The organism is Lentzea sp. NPDC051213 (assembly GCF_044455585.1).
Lineage (GTDB): Bacteria > Actinomycetota > Actinomycetes > Mycobacteriales > Pseudonocardiaceae > Lentzea.
The window spans coordinates 188,000-213,659 of record NZ_JBITEX010000010.1 but is presented as its reverse complement, the minus strand read 5'-3'; the positions used below and the strand labels follow the sequence as shown (position 1 = coordinate 213,659).

Genomic DNA, 25,660 nt, shown 5'->3' with positions numbered 1-25,660 from the left:
CCAGCCTACTTGTCAGTCGCTCTTCAGGGTCACGTCTAGTTTCAGCTCTCGGCCTTGCCGCGCAAGGACGACCTGCACGGTCTGACCGATCTCGTGTTCGCGAACGGCGACAACGAGCTCGGCGGCGTTGCGGACCATCCGGTTGCCGACCTTGGTGATCACGTCACCCTCCTGGATGCCCGCGGCCGCGGCCGCACCACCAGCGGGAACGTTCTGCACCTGGGCGCCTTCCGAGGTCTCGGCGGACACGGACTTCACGTTGACGTTCATGTCCGCGTGCTTCACCGAACCGCTGCGGATCAGCTCCTGGCTGATCTTGCGGGCCTGGTTGCCGGAGATCGCGAAGCCCAGGCCGACGGAACCGCCGGTCTCGGTGCGGATCGACGAGTTGATGCCGATCAGGGCGCCGCGCGAATCCACCAGCGCACCGCCGGAGTTACCGGGGTTGATCGCCGCGTCGGTCTGGATGGCGTCGTAGGTGACCTGGGGGCCACCGTTCTCGCCGGCCGCCGTCACGGGGCGGTGCAGCGCGGAGACGATGCCCTCGGTCACGGTGTTGGACAGCTGCAGCGGCGAGCCGATGGCGATCACGGCGTCGCCGACCTGGAGCTCGTCGGAGTTGCCGAACTGCAGGACCGTCGGGTTGGTGACCTCGACCTTGATGACCGCGAGGTCGGTCTTCGGGTCACGGCCGACGACGCGGGCCGCGGCGCGGGTGCCGTCGGTGAAGACGGCGCTCAGCTTGGCCGACGAGTCCTGGGCTGCCGGGGCGACCACGTGGTCGTTGGTCAGGATGTAGCCGCCGCCGTCGATCACCACGCCGGAGCCGACGCCGGCGACGTTGGCGCCCTTGAACTCGATCGACACGACGCTCGGCGTGACGCGCTTGGCGATGTCGGAGATGGAACCGGCCGGACGCTCCTTGCCCTCCGCGACCTCGGCGAGCGTCACCGTCGAGTCGGTCAGCGGGTTGCCCGCGCGGCCGATCAGCCAGCCGACCAGGCCACCGGCCGTGCCGACCGCCAGTGCGGCCACCAGCAGCATCGCGAGCGCGGCCGGCTTCACGCGACGGCCGAACAGCAGCTCGGGAACGCTCAGCTGGGGGCCCGGCTCGGGCTTGCGCTCGGGTTCACCGGGCGGGTCCTCGCCCACCGCGGGCGGGCCGATCACCGCACCGGACGCCGGGTCGCGCCACGGGTCACCGGCGGGCTTGTCGCCCCAGAACACCGGATCGATGTCCGGATCGGGGTCGGAGACCGGCTGGGGCGGGCGCTGCAACAGTTCGGAGGAGCCCTGGCGGCCGAACGCGGTCACGAGGGACTCGGGGGCCGGCGGCGCGGACTGGACCTGCGGTACCGCCACGTCACGCGTGGCGAAGGCACCGGGAACACCGTCCGGGCGGCCGAAAGCGGTGGCGTACGCGGGGTCGACCGGCGGCTGCACCACGGGACGTGGCCGGAGCCTGCGATGCGCTCCGTCATCCACTCCGGAAACGGGTGTGGACGTCTGGCCGTTGGGCGACTGCTGGCTCATCTCTCCCCGAATTTTCCGCTAGGAGTTGGGCCTGCTTCATAGGTCTCGTTCGATGAGAGTCGCGGCTGAGGTGGTTCCTGACGGCGTGGGCGACCGGATCGCATACCGGTGTTGTATGTGGTCCGGTCGCCCACGCCGTCAGGGGCCGCCTCAGCCCCGACTATCGCGAACACGGACCTATGAAGCAGGCCCTTGGCCTACAGCCTGCCTGAAGAGCGGTGAAATGACTGTCAGGGGGTCCCTGCGAACACGGCGCGCGCGTTCTGCGGAACGGTGGGCGCAGCCGGTGCGTCGCTGCCGTCCGGCGATGTGAACGCGAGCGCGCCGAGCAGCATGCCGCTCACCACGACCCCGGCACCCTGACGGGCCCGGCGGCCGGTGAACCAGCCCTGACTGCCCAGCGGCTTGGACGACCCCAGCACGGGGCCGGTGCCGAACGCTGGCTTGTCCGTGCGCTGCACGGCGACGAACTGTCCGTCCTCGGTGATCGCGAGCCCGTCCGGAGCGGACGGCAGCTCGACCTCCTGCGGGATCGCCCCGAGCCGGTCCAGCAGCGACGCCGACGCCGTGGGGGCGACAGCGGTGCGCACGGCAGAGCGCGCCTGCAGCTGGGTGTACGTCTCGAAAGCGCAGAAGCCGCATCGCTGGATGTGCGTAGAGGCACGTTCGTGTGCGGTCGAGGACAGCTCCCCGTCCACGAACGCGACCACGGCATCCGGCAACAGGTGCTGCTCAGGCAGTCCCCAACCACGGAGGTCGGTCATGCAGAGTCCTCCAGCAACGATTCCCGACGGCGGCGTTCCAGTGCGACCTTCAGAGCCTGGCGGCCCCGATGGATCCTGCTCCTCACGGTACCCATCTTCACCCCCAGCGTGGCGCCGATCTCCTCGTAGGAGAGTCCTTCGACGTCACACAGGACCACGGCGGCACGGAACTCCGGCGGGAGCTCGTCCAGCGCGGCCTGCAGATCGGGGTCGAGGTGGTTCTCGTCGTAGATCTCCTCGGGGGACAGGTCGTCACCCTCGAGGCGATCGTTGTCCTCGGGCAGCGCCTCCATGCGGACGCGGCTGCGGCGGCGTGCCATGTCGAGGAAGAGATTGGTGGTGATGCGGTGCAGCCACCCCTCGAAGGTGCCGGGCTTGTAGGACGCGAGCGACCGGAAGACGCGGATGAACGTCTCCTGGGTGAGGTCCTCGGCGTCGTGCTGGTTGCCGGTCAGGCGGTACGCGAGCCGGTAGACCCGGTCCGCGTGTTCACGGACGATGGCGTCCCACGAGGGCGGCGTCCAGTCGGCCGTCTCGATGGGCGCGACGGCCTCCGGCGAACTCGACTGCGTGCGCATCAGGTGTTTCGGCACCTCCATGTGGGCCGCCCGGCGACCCTTATGCGGCTCAACGAGCGTCGGGTCCGGCTTGTTCCCGACTAGAGCCTGGCTTCTTGCTGCCTTACCTTCTCCTGCTCTCTTTAAACGATCGTGAGAGTGGGCTGAGAGCACCCTGAGAATCTCGGTTCGGGCCACGTTCACCCGTTTTGGGCACGCGAAGCACTAACCTGCGTACCCGTGACAGCGGAATCGGCCCTGCGGGAGTACGTCGAGCAGTACCTCCCCGAGGACGACGTGCACCTGGCAGCGCGCGCACGCGGCCAGGAGCTGGGCTGCGTGCCCATCGGTGCAGGTGGAGGCGCCGCGCTGCGGTTCCTCGCGACCGCACTCCAAGCCAAAGCGGTCGTGGAGGTCGGGACGGGCGCGGGCACCAGCGGCCTCTACCTGCTCGCCGGCATGCCCCAGTCAGGCATCCTGACCTCGATCGACGTGGCCCCCGAACACCAACGCGCCGCCCGTGAGGCCTACGCGGCCGCCGGCATCTCGCCCTCGCGCACGCGCCTGATCATGGGCAAGGCGCTGGACGTGCTGCCGCGCCTCACCGACGCGGCCTACGACCTGGTCTTCGTCGACGCCTACAAACCCGAGTACCCGCAGTACCTGGCGCACGGCGTCCGGATGCTGAGGCCGGGCGGGGTCATCGCGTTCGACAACGTGCTGTGGCACGGCGCCGTCGTCGATCCCAGCAAGCGGGACGACTCGACCCAGGCGATGCGGGACATCGCCCGGCTGGTCCGCGAGGACGACCGGCTGGTGCCGGTCATCCTGCCGTTGGGCGACGGCCTGCTGGTCGCCGCCCGCAAGCCCTAGTAAGCCCGGACGCCCTTGCCGAGGACCGTGACGCCACTGGCGCTGACCGTGTAGCGCTCACGGTCCATCGGCGCGTCCACGCCGATCAACGCCCCGTCGGGCACCACGACGTTCTTGTCCAGAATGGCGCGCCGGACCACGGCACCCTTCCCGATCCGAACCCCGGGCAGCAGCACCGACCCCTGCACCACAGACCCGACCTCGACCGTCACATCGGACGAGATCACGGACCCGTGGATCTTCCCGGAGATGATCGACCCCGGCCCCACCATCGAGTCCTCCGCCGAACCGCCCGCGATGAACTTGGCGGGCGGCAACGGCGGAGTGGCCGTCCGGATGGGCCACAGCTCGTTGTAGAGGTTGAAGATCGGATGGACCGAGACCAGGTCCATGTGAGCGTCGTAGTAGGCGTCGATCGTGCCGACGTCCCGCCAGTACCCGCGATCCCGGTCGGTGGCACCGGGCACGTCGTTGTCCTGGAAGTCGTAGACGTGCGCCTTACCCCGGTCGACCAGCATCGGGATGATGTCGCCGCCCATGTCGTGGTCCGAGTCCGGGTTCAACGCGTCCCCGCGCAGCGCGTCCAGCAGCGCCTCGGTCGTGAACATGTAGTTGCCCATGGACGCGAACGTCACCTCGGGGTCGTCCGGCACGTGCGGCGGCTCGGACGGCTTCTCCAGGAAGCGCGTGATCTTGCCGGAGGCGTCCGAGTCGATGCAGCCGAAGGCCTTGGCCTCGGTCCGCGGCACGCGGATGCCGGCCACGGTCACGGCCGCGCCCGACTCGACGTGCTGAGAGATCATCTGACCTGGGTCCATCCGGTACACGTGGTCGGCACCGAAGATCACCACGTGGTCGGGCTTCTCGTCGTGGACGAGGTTCAGCGACTGGAAGATCGCGTCAGCGGACCCCGTGTACCAACGCGGGCCCAGGCGTTGCTGGGCCGGCACCGGTGTCACGTATTGACCGAGCACATTGGACAGGCGCCACGTCGTCGAGATGTGGCGGTCCAGTGAGTGCGACTTGTACTGCGTCAGCACGCAGAGCTTCGCGAGCCCCGCGTTGACCAGGTTCGACAGCACGAAGTCGACCAGCCGGTAGTTGCCCCCGAAGGGCACAGCCGGTTTCGCGCGGTCGGCCGTCAGTGGCCACAGGCGCTTGCCTTCACCACCGGCAAGCACAATTCCGAGAACGTGCGGCTGCCCCTTCACGGTATGTGACCCTATCCGTGCGATCGTGCCGGAACCAGACGCAAACTGGTTTGTCCCAACAAGTACCGCCGTGATCTACGGTGGGTGCGTGCGAGTAGCGCTGTTGACCCGGGAGTACCCGCCTGAGGTGTACGGCGGAGCTGGTGTGCACGTGGGATTCCTCGTGCCCCATCTCCGCAAACTCGTCGACGTCGACGTGCACTGCTTCGGTGCACCTCGCGGCGACGCCACCGCCCACAATCCGCCGCACAGCCTGGAGCAGGCGAACGCGGCGCTGACGACGCTCGCGGTCGACCTGGAGATGGCCGCCGCGGTGTCCGCGGCGAGCCTCGTGCACTCGCACACCTGGTACGCCAACATGGGCGGTCACCTGGCCAAACTCCTGCACGGGATCCCCCACGTGGTGACCGCGCACTCGCTGGAACCGCGCCGGCCGTGGAAGGCCGAGCAGCTCGGCGGCGGGTATCGGATCTCGTCGTGGGCCGAGCGGACCGCGTACGAACACGCGGACGCCGTCATCGCGGTCAGCGAGGGCATGCGCACTGATGTGCTGGACGCCTATCCGTCGCTCGATCCAGGAAAAGTTCACGTCGTCCGCAACGGAATCGACTCCGTCGCGTACCACCCCGTTGCAGAAACGGACGCCCTGACCAGTCGTGGAATCGATCCCACTAGGCCGATCGTGGCGTTCGTCGGGCGGATCACCCGGCAGAAAGGTGTCGGACACCTCGTCGCCGCGGCGCACGAGATCGACCGCGACGCGCAGATAGTGCTGTGCGCCGGCGCGCCCGACACACCGGAGATCGCCGAGGAGACCAGGCAGGCGGTCAGCGAGCTCGCGGCGGCCAGGCCCGGGGTGTTCTGGATCCAGAAGATGCTGCAGCCCGCCGAGGTGCGGCAGATCCTCAGCCACGCGACGGTCTTCGCGTGCCCGTCTGTCTACGAGCCGCTCGGCATCGTGAACCTCGAGGCGATGGCGTGCGGCACGGCGGTCGTCGCGAGTGACGTCGGCGGCATCCCGGAGGTCGTCGTGCACGGCGAAACCGGACTGCTGGTCCACTACGACGAGCACGATTTGTCGACATATCGACACGACCTCGCCCAGGCGATCAACGAACTGGTCACAGACCCGGATCGCGCACGACGGTTCGGCGCGGCCGGACGCGCCCGCGCTGAGCAGGAGTTCTCGTGGTCCGCAATGGCTGAGCAGACCGTCGAGGTCTACAACGCTGTGATTTGAGACACACTCGACCGGGGCAACCCCAAAGTGTGAACGCCGCCTTTAACCAGTAGTGACGTCGTGGTTTCAACTGGTGAGGGGCGCGAAGACTGTGCGTAGTGCGGTGCTGGGTCTGACGGTCCTCCTCGCGGTGACTGGTTGCGCCACAGCTCCCAAGCCACAGCCGACGGCCGTGACGCTGACCGTGGGCGGCCTGAAGCTCGCCGATGCACCTGACCTGCAGTCACAGGCCGAGGCGCAGCTCGCGTACACCCTCGAGTACGGCTACGTGGCACGGGCGGGCGCGGCGGCGGTGAGCTGCTGGTTCGCCAAGACCGGCGTCGAGTCCGAGGTGGACAAACGACTGTGGTGCGGGCCCGTCCAGGTGCCGGGTACCGGCGCCTCGACCGACTGGGTGCCCGTCCCGTTGAAGGAAGTCACCAAGAACAAGGACGAGGTCCGCTACGAGGTGCAGTCGCCGGAGGTGCCGGCGAACGGCAACCGCAGCACGCCGGGCGGAATGCTGGTACGCACCGACGGCAAGCAGTTCGACCCGAAGAAGCAGCAGGACCTCACCGCGGGCCGCGACTTCCTCGCCGTGCTGCCCGACGACGGCAAGCGCTCCAACACCGACCTCGGGCTTGGCAACGTTGACATCAAGCTGCGCGACGACCTGCTCTCCTCGGCGATCAGCGGCTGGGCGAACCCGGACGTCTGGGTCACCGCGGAAGGCACGCTGAGGGCCGAGCCCGGCTCGCGGATGCGGGTGCTCAGGATGAAGGTCGAGAAGTACAACGAGACGGACAGCGGTTTCCACCGCACCAACTGGCAGGGGTTCGCCCCGCAGCCGTCCGAGCTCGCGCTGGAGGTACCGGGCAAGCGCCAGGTCCTGCCGGCCGACCGCCTGCCGGCCAACGGCGCGGTGTTCGTCGTCTACACCGTGCCGGACCCGCAGGCCGGCACCGAGACGCTCGCCCTCGGCACGCTCGGGGCCAAGTCGCTCGAGCAACGCGTCGAGGTCCCGTCCGGCAAGCGCACCGACAACCCGCCGCAGGTCCTCAAGCGCGCCGCCGCTCCCGCCCAGTTCAACGAGCCGACCCAGAAAGTCCGCTTCGGCGACCGCGAGATCGGCCTGAAGATCACCGGGATCCGGCTCGGCAGGCAGCGGCCGATCAAGCTCGGCGAGAGCCAGTACGACGTGGCCACGATCTCCGCGGCGGACAAGGCGTTGCTGGAGGTGCGGATGGAGGCCACCGGCAACCTGCCCGACACCGCGGGCGGCTCCCTGACCAAGGACCTGATCACCGTGACGCTGCCGGACGGCTCCACCGCCAAGCAGGTCGGCGCCCGCTACGACGGCGGCCCGCTGCCGTTCGCGATCGTGGTCGAGGTCCCCGCGGACACCCGCTCGGTCTCGGTCGGCATGGTCGAGGGCGAACCGGAGCTGCCGCGACTGGGCCGCACGAAGATCTCCCCGGTCGACTCGCGCATCACCCTCCCGTTGGAGTTCTGAACGAGCATCGCGCCCAGCGCGAGCCAGCCCAGGACCACCAGCACCAGCCCGCCCCAGCCCCACTCGCCGTACGCGGTGCTGCCGGACGTGCCACCGATGCTGCTGCCCACGTAGAACCCGCACAGGTACAGCCCGGACGCGTGGCCACGCGCGTTGGCGGGAGCCCGCGCGCCGACCCAGCCACTCGCGGTGGCGTGCGACGCGAAGAATCCGGCGGTGACGATCGCCAGCCCGAGCGGCACCCAGAGCAGGCTCGCCAGAGTCCCGAGCGCCAGCACGCCGATGCACAGGAGCAGCACGCGCCCACGTCCGTACCGGTCGGCGAGCCTCCCCGCGAACGCCGCCGAGGTGCTGCCGAACGCGTAGAACACGAACACCAGCGACTCCAGCCACGACGGACCGGTCAGCTGGAAGCCCGCGACGTTGTAGAACGAGATGAACGACCCGACGAGCAGCACGGCGAGCGCGTACAACGAGAGCAGCACCGGGTCCTTCAACGCCGCCTTCATGCCGCTCGGCGCGCGCTTCGGCCGGCCCTGGGCCCGCGGCAGGAAGAACACCACGACCAGCGCCGCCGCCAGCCCGAACACACCGGTGAGCAGCACCGACCCGCGCCAGCCCAGCCAGTCCGCGGTCATGCCGGAGAGCAACCGGCCCGCCATGCCGCCGAGGCTGTTCCCGGCGATCATCGCGCCCATCGCGGCGCCGAGCCTGCGGTTGTCGAGCTCGTCCGCGAGGTAGGCCATGGACGCCGCGGGCACACCGGCCGCCGCGATGCCCTGCAGCACGCGCAGCACCAGGAACAGGTCGTAGTTCGGCGCGAACGGCAGCACGAGCCCGAGCACCGCCGCGGTCAGCACGCTGACCACGATCACCGGCCGGCGCCCGACCCGTTCGGACAGCATCGCGATCGGCACGACCACCACCGCCAGCGCGAGCGTCGCCGCGGAGAGTGCGAGCGACGCACCGCCCGGCCCCAGCCCGTACTCGGCGGCGATCTGCGGCATGACCGGCTGCGGCGTGTACAGCAGCGCGAAGCACGCGAATCCCGAGGCGGCGATGGACGCGGTCAACCTGTTCACGCATTTGACGCTAAGCCATACGTCCAATACGGAAATGCGCCAAAATCCATCCATGAACGAATTGGAGCTGGCCCCGAAGCTGGCGGTGCTGAAAGCGCTTGCCGCCGACGTGCACGTGACTCGCGTCGCAGAGCGGGTCGGACTCCCGCAGCCCACGGTCAGCCGCTGGCTCGCGGAGCTCGGCGAGCAGCTCGGCGCACCGGTCGTCGTGAAGTCCGGCCGCCGGGTCCGCCTCACCCGCGCCGGCCGGTTGCTCGCGGAGGCCGCGACCCGTTCGCTCGCCGCCCTGGAACCGGGTCTGCGCGAGGTCGAGGAGGAGCTCGACCCGGAGAAGGGCCGCGTGGTGCTCGGCTTTCTGCACATGCTCGGCCGGTCCGTGGTGCCGGAGCTGGTCCGCGGGTTCCGGGCCGAGCACCCGCACGTGCGGTTCGGCCTGGTCCAGAACGCCCGCCAGGCCGTGGTCGAGAAGCTCCTCAACGGCGAGATCGACCTCGCGCTGGTCGCGCCACCACCACAGGGACCCGAGTTCGAGTCGGAGGTCCTGTTCGAGCAGGAGCTGATCGTCGTGGTGCCGTCGACGCACCGCCTGGCCACACGGCACGCCGTGCGGCTCAAGGACCTCGCGAACGAGGAGCTCATCGTGCTGGAGCACGGCTACGGGCTGAGGCAGATCACCGACGACATGTTCGCCGCGGCCGGGATCACGCCGAAGATCGCGTTCGAGAGCCAGGAGATCGAGACCGTGCGCGGCCTGGTGGCGGCGGGGCTCGGCGTGGCGCTGCTGACGCACGCCGAGATCTCCCCGCCTGCCGGTCTGCGCGAGCTACCGCTGACCCCGCGCACCGGCCGTGTCTTCGGGCTGGCGTGGCTGAAGGACCACCCGCTGCCGCCCGCGGTGCGCGCTTTCCGCTCGCACGCCCTCAAATCTCATGAGGTCCAGCGCTGAACCCCTGACCACGTGCGCAGGTACGACTCGGCACCGCTGAGCATGTCCTGCACGAGCGAGTCGCCGCCGAGCTGACGGACCTTTTCGACCCAGTCCGGCAGAAGGCCGATGTGCGCGCCGCCGTCGACGTTGATGTCCCAGACGCGCTCACCGGTGCGCTGCCTATCGACCAGCGGCCCCTCGGGGTAGCTGCGGAACGGGTAGGTCACGCCTGTCTGCGGTGCCGGGTGCGAGCCCACGCCGTTGTAGTCGGAGCCGAACCCGAGCCCCACGCCGTACTTCTGCCGCAGCGCCTTGGTCGAGGCAGCCTGGGCGACGTAGCCGCCGGGATCGTTCTCGTAGCCCGCGATGAACCCGCCGAGCTGGTAGACTTTCTCGGTCCACTGGGCGTCCATCCAGCTGTGGCTCGACACGATGCCGGGGTAGCGAGCCTGCGCAGCGAGGTCCAGCGTGCGACCCGCGGCCTTCACGCTCATGTGGTCGATCTCGATCATCATGTGCCGGCGCATCATGCCCTGCACCGCGTACTCGCCGAGCGAGGTCAGGCCGCGGACGTTGCACCGCTTCGCCGGGTCGTACTGCGGCGCGACGGCGGTCGCCGGGATCAACGCGTTCGGGCCGGCGACCCCGATCGGGTTGTCCTGTTGCGGTCCCTTGCACTCCTCGGTCTTCCACCACGTGCCGGTGCGCAGGAACTGGCCCGCGTTGAGCACGCCACCCTGGACGCCGGAGTCGAACCTGACACCGCACAGCGCGTTGTCGAACTTGTGGCAGAGGAACGCGCTGCGCACGCCGAGCGCGTAGACCTCGTCGAGGCCGCGGTCGATGTCGGCCTTGCCGCACAGCGGGAGGTCGAGCAGCTGCCGGCAGCCGAAGAGCTCAGAGGTCTCGATGCCCAGGACCACGGCGAGTTTGCCCTGCTTGATCACGTCCCTGGCCTGCTCGGACGACGTGACGATGCGGAACCAGCCCTTGCCGGGGCCGCCGAACATGCGGTCGACGTAGTCCTGCAGCTCGTAGGTCTTGCGCGCCTGCAGCCGGACCGACGCCATCTCGTCGCACGGCTTGTCCTTGAACGGGTAGATCACGCACAGCGTCGCGTTGCTGGTGAGGTCCTGGACCAGCACGCGCTGGCCGCCGCGCCACGCCCGTTCGAGCCAGGCGTAGTAGTTCTGCTGGTGCGAGACGGTCTTGTAGGACGGCCAGTCCTTGAACGTCGGCCAGCCCACCGGGTCGTGGCCGTCGAAGTCCGACGTCACGATCGCCTCGAAGATCGCCCCGAGCCCGGCGGGGTGGTGCTCCGGGCAGTCCTTCAGCGCGTCCGCGACACCCTGCTCGGAGAACGCCGCACCGCAGATCAGCCGGCCGCCGAACGCCTCGCTGGTCATGAGGTGGTTGTGCGCGTCGACCAGCCCGCGCACCCGGCCCTGGCCGTCGGTGCCCTTGAACGGCTCGCCGGTCACGTTGATCTGCGAGTCCTGCGCGGGCCTCGCCACGGGTTCCCACCAGGGCGTGCTGGCCGAGGCGGGGGCGAGCGTCGCGGCTAACAGCGCGACGCCGAGGACCAGGCGAGCGATCACAGGGAGCTCCTCACAACGGTGTGGTGGCGCTCACATGATGCCTGGGAACCCGGCCGTCTCGTATAGCCGATAGTCGGAACTTCGCTACTTACGTGAAAAACTTTCAGCCAGTTCGATCAAGGTCCGCGCGCTGAACCCGGTTGCGCCGGCGACGACCTCGTCGTAGACCTTCTCCGAACGGGCGGGGCCCGCGATGTCGAGGTGCACCCACGGCACGTCACCCGCGAACTTCTGCAGGAACAGCGCGGCGGCGATGCCACCCGGTCCGGGCGGGCACTGCTTGTAGTCCGCGATCTCGCTCGCGACGGCCTCGACGTGCTCCTCCAGCAGCGGCATCCGCCACCACTTCTCGCCGACCCGCGAGCCCGCCTCGACGACGCTCGCCGCAAGCTCGTCGGAAGTGGTGAACACGGCACCGGTGCGCAGGCCCAGCGAGACCTTCATGGCACCGGTCAGCGTCGCCACGTCCACGACGAGGTCCGGCGACAGGGTGCGCACCGCGTACGCCATCGCGTCCGCGAGCACCATGCGGCCCTCGGCGTCGGTGTTCTGCACCTCGGTCGTCGCGCCGCCGTAGTGCCGCACGACGTCGCCCGGCCGGTAGGCGGAGCCCGAGATGTGGTTTTCGGCACACGGCACGAGCCCGGTCACCTTGATCGGCAGCTGCCGGCGGGCCACGGCCATCAGCGCGGAGATCACCGCGCCGCCGCCGGCCATGTCGGTGCGCATCAGGTGCATGCCGTCGGCGGGCTTCACCGAGATACCGCCGGTGTCGAACGTGATGCCCTTGCCGATGAACACGAGGTGCTCGGCACCGCCGCCGTCGTAGGTCAGCTCGATGAACCGCGGCGGGCGGGCCGAGCCGCCACCGACCGCGAGCACACCGCCGAAGCCCTGCTGTTGCAGCCACTTCTCATCGCGCACCACGGCGGTGAGGCCGGGCACCTTGTCGGCGAGCTTGGCGGCGGTCGTGGCGAGCCAGCGCGGGTCCTTGACGTTGGACGGCGCGTTCGCGAGATCACGGGCCAGCGAGGTGGCGGTGGCCAGCGCGTGGGCCTTCAGCGCGGCCGAGGTCAGCACCTCTTCGAAGCCGGGGTCACCGGCGACCAGTCGCAGCGAGCCGACGCGCTTCGGGCCGTCCTCCGCGGTGACCTTGAAGCGGTAGCCGCCGAGCGCGGCGCCCAGCACGAACGCGCGCACCTTCTCGGCGTCGAAGTCCGGGGTCAGCAGCACGTCGGCGGTCCTGGGGGCGTCGTCGCCGCTCAGCGCCCGCGCCAATGCCGCACCGGCGGTGCGGTAGTCGCCGAGGCTGCCGGTGCCGACGCCGAGCGTCCACACCTCGGTGTCGCGGTGCCGGACGGTCTCACCAGCCTTGCCGGTGATCTCGGAGGCGTCGAGGTCGTCGCCACCCGGCCCCAGTGCCGGTCCGGTGGCCGCGAGCACGACCGTCGGCACGTTGCGGCGCGAGGTGGTGGCCACCTCGACGTCCACGAGCTTGGTTGGCACTGACGGAACCGTCGAGCCCACAGCCGACCCCTCCCCATGTATTCGAGACCGCTCATTTTGGCTTACGGCTTGAACGAAGCGATGCCCCGGTCTCCACTGTGGAAACCGGGGCTCACATGCTTCTCGCCGGGATGCCTCTCAGCCGGCGGCGGCCTTCAGCGCGTCGCCCAAGGCGCTGGCCTCGTCCGCCGACATCTCGACGACAAGGCGCCCACCACCCTCGAGCGGCACGCGCATCACGATGCCGCGTCCCTCCTTGGTGACCTCGAGGGGACCGTCGCCGGTCCGGGGCTTCATGGCCGCCATCGCGTGCTCCCTCCGTCAACATCTTCCCCGTCCGGCCAGGCCGGACGGCCCCATTCTCCCCTATGCCGACTCAGGGGCGAAACCGAACCGATCTTTTGGCGAGTTCGGGTGACAGTTGTCGATCTTGCTTCGTGCCTGATCACTAGCGGTTTTGACTATTGCGCAACACTTTCGGCACGACTCGGCGCGGCGTGACAGACTTAACGGTCGTGCGAGCCCGTTCCGCGCTCTTCGACGTCTACGGCGGCCACCTGCGCGATCGCGGTGGCACCGCCACCATTGCCGCGCTCGTCCGGCTCCTCGAACCACTCGGATTCGCCGCGCCCGCCGTGCGCACGGCCGTTTCCCGCACGGTCCGGCAGGGCTGGCTGCACCCCGTGCGGCTGCCCGACGGGCCGGGCTACTCGATGACACCTCGCGGGGAACGAAGGCTTGACGAGGCCGCTGCCCGCATCTACCGCACCCGGCCGTCCACCTGGGACGGTCGCTGGCACGTCGTGGTGCTGGAGGAGATGCCCGGCCGCGACTCGCGTGATCACCTCGCTTCCTCACTGCAACTGCTCGGTTACGGCGCGCTCGGCCCTGTGACGTGGATTGCACCCCGCCCGTCGTCCGAACTGGCCGACGTGCTCGCCGCGGAGGAAGTTCTCGCACGAACTTTTCACGGTTCACACGACGGTGGGGACGCCGAGCTCGCGGCGAAGGCCTGGGACCTGGCCGAACTGGGCCGGGACTACGCCGCGTTCGTCGCGCAGTGGCAGGCGACGGTGTCCGTTGTGGACGAAACCGACGACGCCGCCGCGTTCGCCGCCTCCCAGCAGCTGCTGCACGCGTGGCGGAAGTTCCTGTTCCGCGATCCCGGTCTTCCTGCTGAACTGTTGCCACCGGACTGGCCGGGGCACGCGGCAGCGACGTTCTTCGACGAACAGACCCTGCGGCTGGCACCGGGCACGAGTCGCTTCGTCGACGAGTGCCTGCGACCGATCCGCAACGTTTCCACTGCTTGATGGAGGTCCGAGTGTCCGAGCTCCTCGTCGACGACGCTGACGGAGTGCGCACGTTCACGTTCAACCGCCCGGAGTCGTTCAACGCCTTCACCATCGCGCTGAAGGAGTCCTTCCTCGACGCGCTGCGGGAGGCCGCGGCCGACGCCTCGGTGCGCGCGGTGGTGATCACGGGTGCGGGCCGGGCGTTCTGCGCGGGCCAGGACCTCAAGGAGCACATCGGCTTGCTGCAGGCCGGTGATCCCGCGCCGCTGCACACCGTCGAGAAGCACTACAACCCGATCGTGCGCGAGCTGATCGGCATGCCGAAGCCGGTGATCGCCGCGGTCAACGGCAGTGCCGCGGGCGCCGGCGCGTCCTTCGCCTACGCCGCGGACCTGCGCATCGCGGGCGCCTCGGCGAAGTTCCTGATGGCCTTCGCGAACGTCGGGCTGACCGCCGACTCCGGCGCGTCGTACACGCTGCCGAGGTTGATCGGGCACGGCCGCGCGATGGAGATGATGCTGCTCGCGCAGCCGGTCGGCGCCGAGGAGGCGTTGCGGGTCGGCATGGTCAACCAGGTCGTTCCCGACGAGGAACTGCTGTCCACCGCGCACGCGCTGGCCGCGAAGCTCGCCGGCGGGCCGACGACCGCCTACGCGAAGATCAAGGAAGCGCTGGTCGCGGCGGCGGACGGCACGCTGGAGGACGCGCTGGAGGCGGAACGCCGCACCCAGGCCGACTGCGGCGCGACCGAGGATCACCGCGAGGCGGTCGACGCGTTCGTCAACAAGCGCGCCCCGAAGTTCATCGGCCGCTAACCCGCGAACCTGTTCGGCGCGAAAAGCACGTTGGGGCCGCTAGATGGCCCGAACGTGCTTTTCGCGCCAATCAAACCGAGGCGCGGAAGCACGTTGCGATGTGGTCGTCCACCATGCCGGTGGCCTGCATCAGCGCGTAGCAAGTGGTGGGGCCGAGGAACTTGAAGCCGCGGCGCTTCAGTTCCTTGGCCATCGCCTTGGACTCGTCCGTGATGGCAGGAACGTCCGCGATCGTCGCCGGACGGACATGATCAGCGGGCGCGAACGACCACAGCAGAGCGTCGAGATCGAGATCTTCCTCGGCGATCTTGCGCGCGTTGTGGATCGCGGCCTCGATCTTCAGCCGGTTCCGGACGATGCCGGCGTCGGTCATCAGCCGTTCGACGTCAGCCGGCCCGAACTCCGCCACCAGCTTGGGATCGAAGTCGACGAACGCCACGCGGAACGCGGGACGCTTGCGCAGGATCGTGATCCACGACAGACCGGACTGGAACGCCTCGAGCGACATCCGCTCGTACAGGGCGTCCGTGCCGTGCAGCTCCACGCCCCACTCGGTGTCGTGGTAGTCGATGTAGTCCGGGGTCGAGTTCCCCCACGGGCAGCGTGAAAGCTCGGGGGAGATCACCGGTACTCCTCGGCGAACCGGGCGAACCGCTGCAACGACCGGCGCAGCATCAGCACGAAGAGCGGCTTCACCAACGGGTAGAAGAACGGCACCTCGAGCCGTTCCGTCCACACGAAACGGCTGCCGCGCACGGCGAACACACCGGTCCCGCGAACCACGCGTCCCAGGTGCTCGACCTCGACCGCGTGCGGCGGGTCCCAGCGGGTGATCCTCATCCGGTCGCTGACACCGAACGTGACGGCGTCGATCTCGCTGCCGGCCGACTGCCCGTCACCGGCGACGATCTTCACCTTCGTGCCGATCACCCACTCCGACTGGCGTTCCCAGTCGGACATCGCCGCGAAGATCGTCGCGGGTGGCGCCGCCACCTGGACGGACAGCTCAAGTTCGGTCACTGCTCTCCAGCTCCTCGACGCGGGCCCGCAGCGCACCGACCTCGGTCGCGAGGCGCTGCAACACCCAGTCGACCTCGCTCATCTTGTAGCCGCGGAAGACCTGCTGGAACTTCAGCTCGCGGACGTCCTCCGCGGAGATGTCCTCCGCCGGCAACCGGGTCGGCGAGGCACCTGGTGGCAGCGGGGCGAGCTCCTCGCCACGCCCGAACACCAACGCCGCGAGCAAGAACACCACTGCCGCGACGGCCACCATCACGATCAGGTAGAGAAGGGCGCTGTTCACGCGACGATCGTGGCACAGCTCAGGCAGCGGCGAGCGAGCAGACCAAGCCTGACGATCACGACCCACGTGACGAAGCTGGCGATCGACATCGGCAGCGACTGCACGAGCCGTTGCGGGTCGACGCCCCAGGTGGCGCTGAGGATGGCCACGTTGCCGAGGATCACGACCAGCACGGACAACAGCGCGATCGACGCGGCGAGCCTGGCCAGCAGCTGCGCGTCGAACCGGCGCGCCAGGACGCGGCCGAGGATGAGCGCCACCAGTGCGATGCCCGCGGCCGCTCCGCTGGTCATGTCGTTGGCCTTGGCGATCCACATGTACCAGGACGGCACCGGCCCGCCGAAGTCCTGCCACGGCCCGATGAAGTACATCCGGCCCATTTCCCACACCGCGTGCATCACCGGCAGCACCACGGCGAGCAACGTCAGCGTGCGCGCGCCGTACGCGACGGCCAGCTCCGCCTGGTACTCACCGGCGATCTCGCGGACCGGGCCGAAGTCCTCGACGGCCTTGCGCTGGGCGGTTTCCTCGTCCAGGCCGCGGTCGAGGTGGGCCTCCGTGGCGTCGGTGAGGCTGTCGCGGGTCTCGGTGAGCAGGTCGCGCACCTGTCTGCGTGACCCCTGCAGCCGTCCCCCCAGATCGGTCACGTACCGCTCGATCAGGTCTGTGCCCACTTGCCGCCACCCCCCAGCACCCCGTCTATGACCGTGGTGAACTCCTGCCACGCGCTGCGCTCGGCGTTCAGCGCCCGCTGACCCGTCGAGGTGAGCTTGTACGTGCGGCGCTTGCGGCCACCGACCGTGCTCCAGTCGCTCACGACGTGCCCTGCCCGCTCCAGCCGGCGCAACGCCGGGTAGACCGTGCCCGTCGGCAGGTCCAGCGCACCACCGCTGCCCTGCTGCAACGCCTCGATGATCGCGTAACCGTGCAGCTGCCTGCCGTCGAGCGTCGCGAGCAGCAACGCGTCGAGGTGGCCACGTAGCGCGTCGGGCTTCATGAGTAGGCACTCTACTCATGACGACGCCGGTCGCACCCCTGAGATGTCCCTGATTTCAGGCGGCCGGGGTGGTGCACACCTACCGGGATCTGTTGCTCTGGAAGCGGAACGGCACGTCTTCAGGTTCCCTTCAGGGTCATCCCTGAGATCTCCCCCATCATCTCTCAGAACCGCACCATACGTAGGCCACCTACATATAGTCTGCCTACTCATGAGCGCATCCGACCTCGCCCGCGTCCAGTTCGCGGCGACGACCTCGTTCCACTTCCTGTTCGTGTTGCTGACACTGGGGCTGGTGACCCTGCTCGTGGTCATGCAGACCCGGCACACGCTGACAAGAGCCCCCGTGCACGAGCGAATGACCAGGTTCTGGGGGCGGATCTACGTGATCAACTACGCGCTGGGGATCGTCACCGGCATCGTGATGGAGTTCCAGTTCGGCCTGAACTGGTCGGGTCTCGCGACCTACGCCGGCGACGTGTTCGGGGCGCCGCTCGCGATGGAGACGCTGATCGCGTTCTTCCTGGAGTCGACGTTCCTCGGCCTGTGGATCTTCGGCTGGGGCAGGCTCAACCGCTGGGTGCACCTGGCTCTGCTCTACCTGACCGCGCTCACCGCGTTCGCGTCGGCGTTCTGGATCATGGCGGCGAACGGGTTCCTGCAACACCCCGTCGGCTATCGGGTCGAGGGGAACGTGTTGCGGCTGGACGACCTCAGCGCGCTGCTGAGCAACCCGACGTTCACCTCCGCACTGGTGCACGTGGTCGCCGCGTCGCTCACGGTCGGCGGGGTGTTCCTGACCGGGGTGTCGGCGTACCACTTCATCAAGCGCACGCCCGAGGTCGACTTCTTCCGGCGGTCGCTGCGGATGGGCGTGATCACGACGGCTCTGGCGACACCGGCGCTGATCGGGGCCGGGTTCGCGCAGATCCCGATCGTCAAGGAGTTTCAGCCCACCAAGTTCGCCAACGCTCCGGGCGCCGCGCTCGGGTTCATGATCCTGATCGGGATGACGCTGGCGCTGGTCAGCTGGGTCACACTGCCGTTCCTGATCAAGGACCTGGTCATCCGGATGCGGTTCCCGTTGTACCTCATGGTGATCGGCATACCGCTGCCGTTCCTGGCGGCCATCTTCGGGTGGGTGTTCCGCGAGGTCGGGCGGCAGCCGTGGCTGGTCTACGGACTGTTGCGGACCGAGGACGCGGTGTCCCATGTGGACGCTTCGCAGATCCTGTTGTCGCTCATCGTGTTCACGTCGTTGTTCGTTCTGCTGGCAGTCACCGACTGGGCGTTGATCGCACGTGCGGTCCGTCGTGGTCCGGACGTGACGCCCGCTCCCGTTTCGCCGCTGGTGGTGACACTCTGATGGAACTTCTCTGGCTCATCGTGCTCGGCACGCTGACCGTCGGCTACTTCGCGTTGGCGGGCTTCGACTACGGAACCGGACTGCTGCTACCGTTCCGCAGGAAAGACTTGGCATTACAGCGGATGACGCCGTTCTTCCTGGGCAACGAGGTGTGGCTGGTCGCCGCGATCGGCGTGCTGTTCGCGGCGTTCCCCCGGCTCGAAGGCGAACTGCTGTCCGGCGCGCATTCGGTGTTCACGCTGGTCCTGGCCGGGTTGGTGCTGTTCATGGCCGCGGTGCAGCTGCGGCTGTGGTCGTGGCTGGTGTTCACCGGCGCGCTGATGGTTTCCGTTGGCTGGGGCCTGTTCCTGGCGCATCTGCTCGAAGCGCCCTGGCCGGTCGCACTGATCATGCCGGTGCTGTTCGCGGTGCACGGCTGGGTGTTCCAGACCCGGCGCTGGAAGGTGTTCCCGTTGACGGCGCTGCTCTGCGCGCTGCCGATCCCGCTCGCGTTCAGCTCGATCGACGTCGGCGGTCTGATGGCCCACTCCGACACGCTCGGCCTGCTCGCGTGGGTCGCGATCCCGGTCATTCCGCTGGTGGTGTGGGTGCAATGGTCGATCGTCGCCATCTCCTCGCGCTGATCCCGATCCCGTTCCTGGTGCTGGCTCAGGCAGAGCTCCTGGCGTCGGTGCTCAGCGGCGGATCCGGGTTTCTCCTGCTGTGCCTGGTCATCGGCCTGCGGGTGCTGGTGTGGTGGGTCCACCGCGCGATGGCCCACCGCGCTGCCGAACGCACCCGCGCACGGTTGAGACAGGCCTTCCTGCGCTCGCCGGGAACCAAGGCGGGCGAGGTCGCCACGCTGGTCACTCGCGGCGTGCACGACGTGACGCCTTACGTCGTCGGGTATCTGCCACAGCAGATCCTGGCCGTGGCCGTCCCGCTGGCGGTCGTGGTCCGATTGGCCTTCGCCGACCTGACCGCGGCGCTGACGATCCTGCTCACCCTGCCGTTGATCCCGCTCTTCGGCGCGCTGGTCGGCGCGCACACCCGCGAACGGACGGCTCGCCAGTGGGCGGCGCTGACCACCCTCGGCGGGCATTTCCTCGACGTGGTCAAGGGAATCGGCACGCTCCGGGCGTTCGGGCGGGCCGAGGCTCAGTCCACGACGGTCCGCAGGCTGGCCGCGCAGCACATGGCCGAGACGATGTCCGCGCTCAAAGTCGCGTTCCTGTCGGCGTTCGTGCTGGAGGTGGTCGCGACGATGTCGGTCGCGATGGTCGCGGTGCCGGTCGGTCTCAGGCTGCTCGGCGGCGGAGTGCCGCTGTACACCGCACTGCTCGTGCTTTTCCTTGCCCCGGAAGCGTTTCTCCCGCTGCGCGCCGCCGGAGCGCAGTACCACGCGAGTGCTCAGGGCCGTGAGGTGCTCGCGAAGGTGCCGGCCCACACCGAGTCCGCCGGCGTCACGCCGCCGGACCTGGCCCAGGCCGAGATCGTGTTCGACAACGTCAGCGTCCGGAGCCTCAGGAACTTCTCACTGCGGATCGCGCCCGGCGACCGGATCGCGCTGGTCGGGCCGAGCGGCGCGGGCAAGAGCACGATTCTGGGGCTGTTGCTGGGGTTCGTGCGGCCCGACGAAGGCAGGGTGCTGGTCGGCGGCGTGGATCTGCGCGAGATCGACCGCAAAGCGTGGCTGGAGGCGCTGTCGTGGGTGCCTCAACGACCCACGCTCGTGCCCGCGAACCTCTCCTCCGGCGAGCAGCAACGGGTAGCGCTGGCCAACGCGCTGGACCGGCAGCACGCCGGGTTGTTCCTGCTGGACGAACCGACCGCACACCTCGACACGGAGACGGAGGCGTTGGTGCTCAAGGCAACGCGTGACTTCACCCGCGGCCGGACCGCCGTGATCGTGGCCCACCGGCCGGCCCTGCTCGACGAGGTCACCAGGGTGGTGACGGTGTGAAGCTCGCGATCGTCGTCGGCACGCTCGCCGAACTGGCCGGCGTCGGCCTGACCGCCACCGCGACCTGGCTGATCATGCGTGCCGCCGAGCACCCGCCGATGCAGGCGCTCACCGTGGCGATCGTCGCGGTCCGCACGCTCGCGCTGGCCAAGGGCGCGCTGCGCTACCTCGAACGCCTGACCAGCCACAAAGCTGTGCTCTCCCAAGCCGTCGAGCTGCGCGGCCAGGTCTACGACGACCTCGTGCGCCGCACGCACATCCCGTCCGGCACGGCCCTGACCCGCATCGTCACGAACGTCGACCAGCGCCTCGACACCAGGCTCCGCGCGACCCTGCCGTGGATCACCGCGACCCTCGTCGGCGCGGTCGTCGCGGTCGTCTCGGGCTTCTCGCTGCCGCTCGTCGCCGGCCTGCTGATCAACCTCGCCCTGCTCCCCTGGCTCGCGATCCGCAGGCCGGAAGACCTCACCCCGTTGCGCGCCAGGCTGACCGAACAAACCACCGAACTGGTCCACAGCAGAGAAGAACTTGTCGCCTACGGCCTGTTCGACGAGAGGCTCGCGGCAGCGACCGCCACCGCGAAGACGTTGTCCCGCAAGGAACGCACCCGTGACCTGACGCCACTCGCGATCGCCGTCCAGTTCGGCGCGGCACTGCTGATGCTCGCGCAGCACGAACCCGCCTGGCTGGTCATGGCGGCCGTCGCGGCGTTCGAGATCACCGTTCCGCTCGCGGCGATGACCAGGCCGACCCCGGAACCGACCGAGGAGCCGGAGCCGGTGATCGTCACCGAAACCCCTGAGCTGCACGGCAGAACGGCGATCGTCGGCCCGAGCGGCGCCGGCAAGACCACGCTGCTCAGCGCCATCGCCCGCCGGCTCGAACCGAGCAAGGGCGCGCTGGCCGACGCACACGTCTTCCACACCACGGTCCGCACCAACGTCCTGCTGGCCAAACCCGATGCCACGCAGGAAGAACTGGACCGGGCAGCGGAGATCGCCGAGCTCGACCTCGACTGGGACCAGGTCGTCGGCGAGCGCGGCGAGGAGATCTCCGGCGGCCAGCGCCAGCGCCTGATCCTCACCAGATCAGTGCTGGCGAACCCGGAAGTCCTGCTGCTGGACGAACCCACGGAAGGACTCGACCCCGAGCAGGCCGATCGGGTGCTCCAGAAGCTCCTCGACAACTGCCAGGGCACCGCGCTCGTCGTGACCCACCGCGAAGAGCAGTTAGCGCTCTTCGATCACGTGCATCATCGGGGGCCGATCAGCCACGAGCACGTCGGTCGAGTCGGGTAGCCACTCCCCGCCGACCTGCACGAACTGGGTCAAAGGACCGGAGTCCAATGGCACACCGCACCGGGCCAGCGCGGTTCCCATGATCTGCGAGGACATCGCGCCGAGCTGCAACAACGACCGGTTGCGGTGCTTGCGCACACCCAGGTTCACCTGAGCCAACGCCGACAACCCGTAGAGCCGGTGCACGTCCAGCAACAACCCGATCTCCACGCCGTACCCGGCCGCGAACGGCACGGACTCCAGAAAGGACCGGGTAGCCGCGTACTCGCCGCCGAGCGGTTGCACCACGCCGGAAAGCTCCGGCCGCAACGTGTTCAGCAACGGCCGCGCCACCAGTTCGGTGACCCGGCCACCGCCGCTGCTCTCCAGCCGCAACGGCCGCCGGTAGAAGCCCTTCACCAGGTGGACATCGGCATCCAGCAGCAACGGCCCGAGCAACGCCGTCACGAACGCGGTCTCCGGATCCACCAGGTCGGAGTCCAGAAAGACGATCAGGTCCCCGGTCGTGGCGGCCAGCGACCGCCACAGCACCTCACCCTTGCCGGGCAACGGTTCCAGCCACGGCACGACGTCCTCGCGCAGCACGACCCGCGCCCCGGCGGCGGTCGCCACCTCGGCGGTCCGGTCGGTGGACCCGGAGTCCATCACCACGAGTTCGTCGACGAGGGTGCCGAGCAACGGCCGGACCACGCCGACCACGTCGCCGACGGTCTCCTCCTCGTTCAACGCGGGCAGCACCACGGACACGGTTCGGCCCCGCTTCAACGCCACCAGCTCGCCGACCGTCCAGGACGGCTGCTGCCAGGTGTGCGTGGCGAACCAGGCTTCGACGGCGGGCAGCATCAGGCGAGCGCCCGCACCGCTCGAACCGGCGGACGGGTGCCCGTCACGCTCGCGACCATCTCCACGACCTTCCTCGCCTGCCGCACGTCGGATGCACGAATCGCGCGTACTCCGGACATCGCAGCCACTGTGGCAGCCGCGAGCGTGTAGTCCTCGTCCCCTGCGGGGATCGTCACCACATCCAACGTTTCGGTGAGCGACGGCAATTCCAGCTCGCCGTCGAATTCGACGACATCGGCGCCATCGCCGATGGTCTGGCCCAAAGCGTCCGCGCTGGTCAGATGCGCAACGACCAGCACGCGGTCTTTCGGCAGCTCAGTGACGCGGAATCGGTTCACGCCACCCAGCGTAAACAGTGAGCTGGCTCACAGCTCCTTGCTACCCACGAGTAGCAATCTGGTTTACTCCCCAGTAACAAACCCTGTGTGATCTACGTCATGGTCAAGGAGGACCAGCGTGCGACGATCACTTGTTTTGGTTCTGGTACTCCTCACTTCCCTGCTGGGTGCTCCGGCCGCCATCGCGGCTCCGGGACACCAGATCTCCTACAAGACGATTCCCGGCGCCGGCGGCACCTCCCTGAAGGCTTTCGTCGTCGAGCCCACCGGACAGGGCGACGGTCCGTTCCCGTTGCTCGTCATGCCGTCCAGCTGGGCGGTGCCCGACATCGAGTACGTCGGCGCGGCGGCCAAGCTCGCCAAGCAGTCCGGCTACGTCGTGGTGAGCTACACCAGCCGCGGCTTCTGGGACTCCGGCGGCGAGATCGACATCGCCGGTCCTGACACCGTCGGCGACGTCTCCAAGGTCATCGACTGGGCCATCGCCAACGCCAAGGCCGACGGCACCAAGGTCGGCGCGGCCGGCATCTCCTACGGCGCCGGGCAGTCCCTGCTCGCCGCGGCGAACGACAGGCGCGTCAAGGCCGTTGCCGCGCTGAGCACGTGGACCGACCTGGCCCGCTCGCTCTACCCCAACAACACCGTGAACAAGCAGGCCGTCGAGGTGCTGCTGGCCGCCGGCAAGGCCACCGGACGTCCGGGACCGGTCCTGCAGGAAGCCGAGGACGCCTACCGCGACGGCAGGTTCTGGGAGGTCGTCCCGATCTCCGCGGGACGTTCGGCCGCCTCGAAGATCGCGCAGATCAACGCCAACGGCACCGCGGTGATGATCGGCAACGCCTGGAACGACGGCATCTTCGCGCCGGGCCAGGTCGCGGACTTCTACGCCAAGCTCACCGGACCCAAGCGGCTCATGCTCTCGCCGGGTGACCACGCCACCGCCGAACTGTTCGGCGCGGCAGGCCTGCCCAACGAGATCTGGGAGTCGGCCGGCCGCTGGTTCGACCGCTACGTGAAGGGCACGGCGAACGGCATCGACGCCGAGCAGCCGGTGCAGCTCAAGCCCAACAACGGTGGCACGTGGCGGAAGTTCGGCGCGTGGCCGGCGGGCAGCGCGGACACGATGCAGCTCGACGGCAGGAGGATCCACGCGGGCTGGGGCACTGTCGCCGACAGCGGCACGATCCTGCTCTCCGGTGCGCTGCAAGGGTTCCTGAACATCCCGACCGGGGTGGCGCTGCCGTTCATCGACCGCAACCTCGCGGGCGTGTGGGGCGGACCGGACTACCCGCGCGGGGCGACCATCGCGGGCACGCCGAAGCTCAAGCTGACCGTGACGCCCAGCGCGGAGACGACCACGTTGTTCGCGTACCTGTACGAGGTCGGCCCGCTCGGTCTGGGCGCGCTGATCACGCACAAGCCGGTGAAGGTGACCGGCGCGGGCCGCACGCAGACGCTCGACGTGGAGCTGGAACCGACGGTGTGGAACGTCGACTCCGGCAACCGGCTGGCACTGGTGATCGACACGGTCGACCCGCGTTACCTCACCGAGTCGGCGCGCGGATCGACCGTCACCTTCGGACCGTCGAGCCTCACGGTTCCGAAGGCGTAAGAATGTCCGGGTGGACCTCACCCGGCAGCAGGTGCTTTTCCACCGGATCCATCAGCACGAACTGGACCGGCGAATCTCCAGCGCGGCCGAGCTGGCGGTGTTCTCCCTGGGCGTCCAGGACAACACCACCGGCTCGGCCCTGCTGAGTCTCGCCGCCCGCCTCGAGGAACCCTCGGCGGACGAGTTCACCGTGACCTGGTCCGTGCGGGGTGCTCCCCACCTGCACCGGGCCGGCGAGCTGAAGGCGTTCTCCCGCGCGCTGTGGCCGTGGAGCGACGCCGACGCCCTGTCCAGGGCCTCCCGCCCGAAGGTCGACGACATGCTGGCGTCGTTGCGCCACATCGCCACGGCGATGCGGTCGATCGTCACGAAGCCGATGACCAAGGGCGACGTGAGCAAGGCGCTGACCCCGTTGGCACCCAAGCAGACCATCGAGGCGTGCCGGGGCTGCCAGACCGAGCACGTCAGCGACCCGATCTTCCGGCTGGGTGCACTCCCCGCGGGCCTCCGGATCCTGCCGGAGGAGAAGACGGTGACGTTCGAACGCATCCACGGCTGGCCGGGTGTGCCGCGCAAGACCGCGGGATTCGACGAGCTGATCCACCGGTACCTCACGTTGCACGGGCCCGCCGGACCGTCCGAAGTGGCCGGTTACTTCGGCACGACCACGCGCGAGGTCAAGAAGCAGTGGCCCAAAGAAGGCCTTGTCGAGGTATCCGTGGAAGGCCAGCAGGCGTGGCTGCCGGAAGACCTCGAGATCGCCGACGCCGAACCGCCGGACGTCCGGTTGCTGCCGCCGACTGACCCGTACCTCCAGGCCCGTGACCGCGACCTGCTGCTGCCGGACAAGGCGGCGCAGAAGGACATCTTCCGCGTCCTCGGCCGGCGCGGTGCCGTGCTGGTGGACGGCGAGATCGCGGGCTCCTGGCAGGGCAGGGTGGTGTCCGGCAAGCGGTTCGAGGTGACGGCCACGCCGTACCGGCCGCTGCCCGATCTCCTGCCGGAGACCCAGATCCTGGCTCGTGCCAAGGGGCTGGCGGATGCGAGCGTCAAGACCAGCTGACCCG

At 69.0% G+C, this 25,660-nt stretch carries 26 protein-coding genes; 11 read left to right on the top strand and 15 right to left on the bottom strand.

Annotated elements, in window-relative coordinates:
* Window positions 1–12 precede the first annotated feature (12 nt).
* The 3 genes from ACIA8G_RS37450 to sigE form a co-directional block, all read right to left on the bottom strand.
* The gene (locus tag ACIA8G_RS37450) at window positions 13–1,533 is read right to left on the bottom strand and encodes a trypsin-like peptidase domain-containing protein (RefSeq protein ID WP_396423496.1); all 1,521 of its coding nucleotides are present in this window, start codon (window positions 1,531–1,533) and stop codon (window positions 13–15) included.
* Between the two features lie 230 nt (window positions 1,534–1,763).
* Window positions 1,764–2,297: a zf-HC2 domain-containing protein gene (locus tag ACIA8G_RS37445; protein WP_396423495.1), complete on the bottom strand. Its 534-nt coding sequence runs from the start codon at window positions 2,295–2,297 to the stop codon at window positions 1,764–1,766.
* On the bottom strand, window positions 2,294–2,896 hold the full coding sequence (sigE, locus tag ACIA8G_RS37440) for an RNA polymerase sigma factor SigE (protein WP_086662738.1): 603 nt from the start codon (window positions 2,894–2,896) through the stop codon (window positions 2,294–2,296). The genes ACIA8G_RS37445 and sigE overlap by 4 nt, the downstream gene beginning before the upstream one ends.
* A 198-nt stretch (window positions 2,897–3,094) precedes the next feature.
* Here sigE and ACIA8G_RS37435 point away from each other — a divergent pair, with 198 nt between their 5' ends.
* Window positions 3,095–3,727 carry an O-methyltransferase gene (locus tag ACIA8G_RS37435; RefSeq protein WP_396423494.1) on the top strand — a complete coding sequence of 211 codons (633 nt, stop codon included), beginning with the start codon at window positions 3,095–3,097 and terminating at the stop codon, window positions 3,725–3,727.
* Here ACIA8G_RS37435 and glgC read toward each other — a convergent pair.
* A complete protein-coding gene (gene glgC, locus ACIA8G_RS37430; protein ID WP_396423493.1) occupies window positions 3,724–4,938 on the bottom strand; it encodes a glucose-1-phosphate adenylyltransferase in 1,215 nt (404 codons plus the stop codon). The two genes, ACIA8G_RS37435 and glgC, sit on opposite strands and share 4 nt — an antisense overlap.
* An 88-nt stretch (window positions 4,939–5,026) precedes the next feature.
* On the opposite strand from glgC, the gene glgA reads away from it, so the two are divergent.
* The gene (gene glgA, locus ACIA8G_RS37425; protein WP_396423492.1) at window positions 5,027–6,178 is read left to right on the top strand and encodes a glycogen synthase; all 1,152 of its coding nucleotides are present in this window, start codon (window positions 5,027–5,029) and stop codon (window positions 6,176–6,178) included.
* Window positions 6,179–7,507: 1,329 nt separating this feature from the next.
* Here glgA and ACIA8G_RS37420 read toward each other — a convergent pair.
* On the bottom strand, window positions 7,508–8,752 hold the full coding sequence (locus ACIA8G_RS37420) for an MFS transporter (RefSeq protein WP_396423491.1): 1,245 nt from the start codon (window positions 8,750–8,752) through the stop codon (window positions 7,508–7,510).
* A 52-nt stretch (window positions 8,753–8,804) separates the two neighbouring features.
* On the opposite strand from ACIA8G_RS37420, the gene ACIA8G_RS37415 reads away from it, so the two are divergent.
* Window positions 8,805–9,698, top strand: coding sequence for a LysR family transcriptional regulator (locus tag ACIA8G_RS37415; RefSeq protein ID WP_396423490.1), 894 nt, complete (start codon window positions 8,805–8,807; stop codon window positions 9,696–9,698).
* Here the strand turns inward: ACIA8G_RS37415 and ACIA8G_RS37410 are convergent.
* From ACIA8G_RS37410 to ACIA8G_RS37400, 3 genes are all read right to left on the bottom strand, one after another.
* Window positions 9,680–11,278: a hypothetical protein gene (locus tag ACIA8G_RS37410; RefSeq protein ID WP_396423489.1), complete on the bottom strand. Its 1,599-nt coding sequence runs from the start codon at window positions 11,276–11,278 to the stop codon at window positions 9,680–9,682. The genes ACIA8G_RS37415 and ACIA8G_RS37410 overlap by 19 nt on opposite strands.
* Window positions 11,279–11,362: 84 nt before the next feature.
* Window positions 11,363–12,784 carry a leucyl aminopeptidase family protein gene (locus ACIA8G_RS37405; protein WP_396423488.1) on the bottom strand — a complete coding sequence of 474 codons (1,422 nt, stop codon included), beginning with the start codon at window positions 12,782–12,784 and terminating at the stop codon, window positions 11,363–11,365.
* A 138-nt stretch (window positions 12,785–12,922) separates the two neighbouring features.
* Window positions 12,923–13,090, bottom strand: a complete 168-nt coding sequence (locus ACIA8G_RS37400; protein ID WP_065914675.1) for a DUF3117 domain-containing protein — start codon at window positions 13,088–13,090, stop codon at window positions 12,923–12,925.
* 209 nt (window positions 13,091–13,299) lie between these two features.
* Between ACIA8G_RS37400 and ACIA8G_RS37395 the strand changes: the two genes are divergently transcribed.
* Together ACIA8G_RS37395 and ACIA8G_RS37390 are read left to right on the top strand one after the other, a co-directional pair.
* On the top strand, window positions 13,300–14,097 hold the full coding sequence (locus ACIA8G_RS37395) for a PaaX family transcriptional regulator C-terminal domain-containing protein (protein ID WP_396423487.1): 798 nt from the start codon (window positions 13,300–13,302) through the stop codon (window positions 14,095–14,097).
* An 11-nt stretch (window positions 14,098–14,108) separates the two neighbouring features.
* On the top strand, window positions 14,109–14,894 hold the full coding sequence (locus tag ACIA8G_RS37390; protein WP_396423486.1) for an enoyl-CoA hydratase-related protein: 786 nt from the start codon (window positions 14,109–14,111) through the stop codon (window positions 14,892–14,894).
* A gap of 70 nt (window positions 14,895–14,964) precedes the next feature.
* Here the strand turns inward: ACIA8G_RS37390 and ACIA8G_RS37385 are convergent, their stop codons facing one another.
* The 5 genes from ACIA8G_RS37385 to ACIA8G_RS37365 are packed head-to-tail and all read right to left on the bottom strand — an operon-like array spanning window position 14,965 to window position 17,194.
* Window positions 14,965–15,519: a DNA-3-methyladenine glycosylase I gene (locus ACIA8G_RS37385; protein ID WP_396423485.1), complete on the bottom strand. Its 555-nt coding sequence runs from the start codon at window positions 15,517–15,519 to the stop codon at window positions 14,965–14,967.
* Window positions 15,516–15,914 carry an SRPBCC family protein gene (locus tag ACIA8G_RS37380; protein ID WP_396423484.1) on the bottom strand — a complete coding sequence of 133 codons (399 nt, stop codon included), beginning with the start codon at window positions 15,912–15,914 and terminating at the stop codon, window positions 15,516–15,518. The genes ACIA8G_RS37385 and ACIA8G_RS37380 overlap by 4 nt, the downstream gene beginning before the upstream one ends.
* A complete protein-coding gene (locus tag ACIA8G_RS37375) occupies window positions 15,901–16,197 on the bottom strand; it encodes a DivIVA domain-containing protein (protein WP_396423483.1) in 297 nt (98 codons plus the stop codon). The genes ACIA8G_RS37380 and ACIA8G_RS37375 overlap by 14 nt, the downstream gene beginning before the upstream one ends.
* Entirely contained in the window at window positions 16,194–16,871 is a 678-nt protein-coding gene (locus ACIA8G_RS37370) for a permease prefix domain 1-containing protein (protein ID WP_396423482.1), read from the bottom strand. The genes ACIA8G_RS37375 and ACIA8G_RS37370 overlap by 4 nt, the downstream gene beginning before the upstream one ends.
* Window positions 16,856–17,194, bottom strand: a complete 339-nt coding sequence (locus ACIA8G_RS37365) for a PadR family transcriptional regulator (RefSeq protein ID WP_396423481.1) — start codon at window positions 17,192–17,194, stop codon at window positions 16,856–16,858. The genes ACIA8G_RS37370 and ACIA8G_RS37365 overlap by 16 nt, the downstream gene beginning before the upstream one ends.
* A 211-nt stretch (window positions 17,195–17,405) precedes the next feature.
* Between ACIA8G_RS37365 and ACIA8G_RS37360 the strand changes: the two genes are divergently transcribed.
* The 4 genes from ACIA8G_RS37360 to ACIA8G_RS37345 are packed head-to-tail and all read left to right on the top strand — an operon-like array spanning window position 17,406 to window position 21,800.
* Entirely contained in the window at window positions 17,406–18,560 is a 1,155-nt protein-coding gene (locus ACIA8G_RS37360) for a cytochrome ubiquinol oxidase subunit I (protein WP_396423480.1), read from the top strand.
* Window positions 18,560–19,183: a cytochrome d ubiquinol oxidase subunit II gene (locus ACIA8G_RS37355; protein WP_396423479.1), complete on the top strand. Its 624-nt coding sequence runs from the start codon at window positions 18,560–18,562 to the stop codon at window positions 19,181–19,183. The genes ACIA8G_RS37360 and ACIA8G_RS37355 overlap by 1 nt, the downstream gene beginning before the upstream one ends.
* On the top strand, window positions 19,153–20,502 hold the full coding sequence (locus tag ACIA8G_RS37350; RefSeq protein ID WP_396423478.1) for an ABC transporter ATP-binding protein/permease: 1,350 nt from the start codon (window positions 19,153–19,155) through the stop codon (window positions 20,500–20,502). Before ACIA8G_RS37355 ends, ACIA8G_RS37350 begins: the two co-directional genes overlap by 31 nt.
* Window positions 20,499–21,800: an ATP-binding cassette domain-containing protein gene (locus ACIA8G_RS37345; RefSeq protein WP_396423477.1), complete on the top strand. Its 1,302-nt coding sequence runs from the start codon at window positions 20,499–20,501 to the stop codon at window positions 21,798–21,800. Before ACIA8G_RS37350 ends, ACIA8G_RS37345 begins: the two co-directional genes overlap by 4 nt.
* On the opposite strand, the gene ACIA8G_RS37340 is transcribed toward ACIA8G_RS37345, so the two are convergent.
* Together ACIA8G_RS37340 and ACIA8G_RS37335 are read right to left on the bottom strand one after the other, a co-directional pair.
* Entirely contained in the window at window positions 21,732–22,643 is a 912-nt protein-coding gene (locus tag ACIA8G_RS37340) for a glucosyl-3-phosphoglycerate synthase (RefSeq protein ID WP_396423476.1), read from the bottom strand. The genes ACIA8G_RS37345 and ACIA8G_RS37340 overlap by 69 nt on opposite strands.
* On the bottom strand, window positions 22,643–22,981 hold the full coding sequence (locus ACIA8G_RS37335; RefSeq protein WP_396423475.1) for a hypothetical protein: 339 nt from the start codon (window positions 22,979–22,981) through the stop codon (window positions 22,643–22,645). Before ACIA8G_RS37335 ends, ACIA8G_RS37340 begins: the two co-directional genes overlap by 1 nt.
* Before the next feature lie 118 nt (window positions 22,982–23,099).
* Here ACIA8G_RS37335 and ACIA8G_RS37330 point away from each other — a divergent pair, with 118 nt between their 5' ends.
* Window positions 23,100–24,593, top strand: coding sequence for a CocE/NonD family hydrolase (locus tag ACIA8G_RS37330; RefSeq protein ID WP_396423474.1), 1,494 nt, complete (start codon window positions 23,100–23,102; stop codon window positions 24,591–24,593).
* A gap of 10 nt (window positions 24,594–24,603) precedes the next feature.
* Entirely contained in the window at window positions 24,604–25,656 is a 1,053-nt protein-coding gene (locus ACIA8G_RS37325) for a winged helix DNA-binding domain-containing protein (RefSeq protein ID WP_396423473.1), read from the top strand.
* Window positions 25,657–25,660 lie beyond the last annotated feature (4 nt).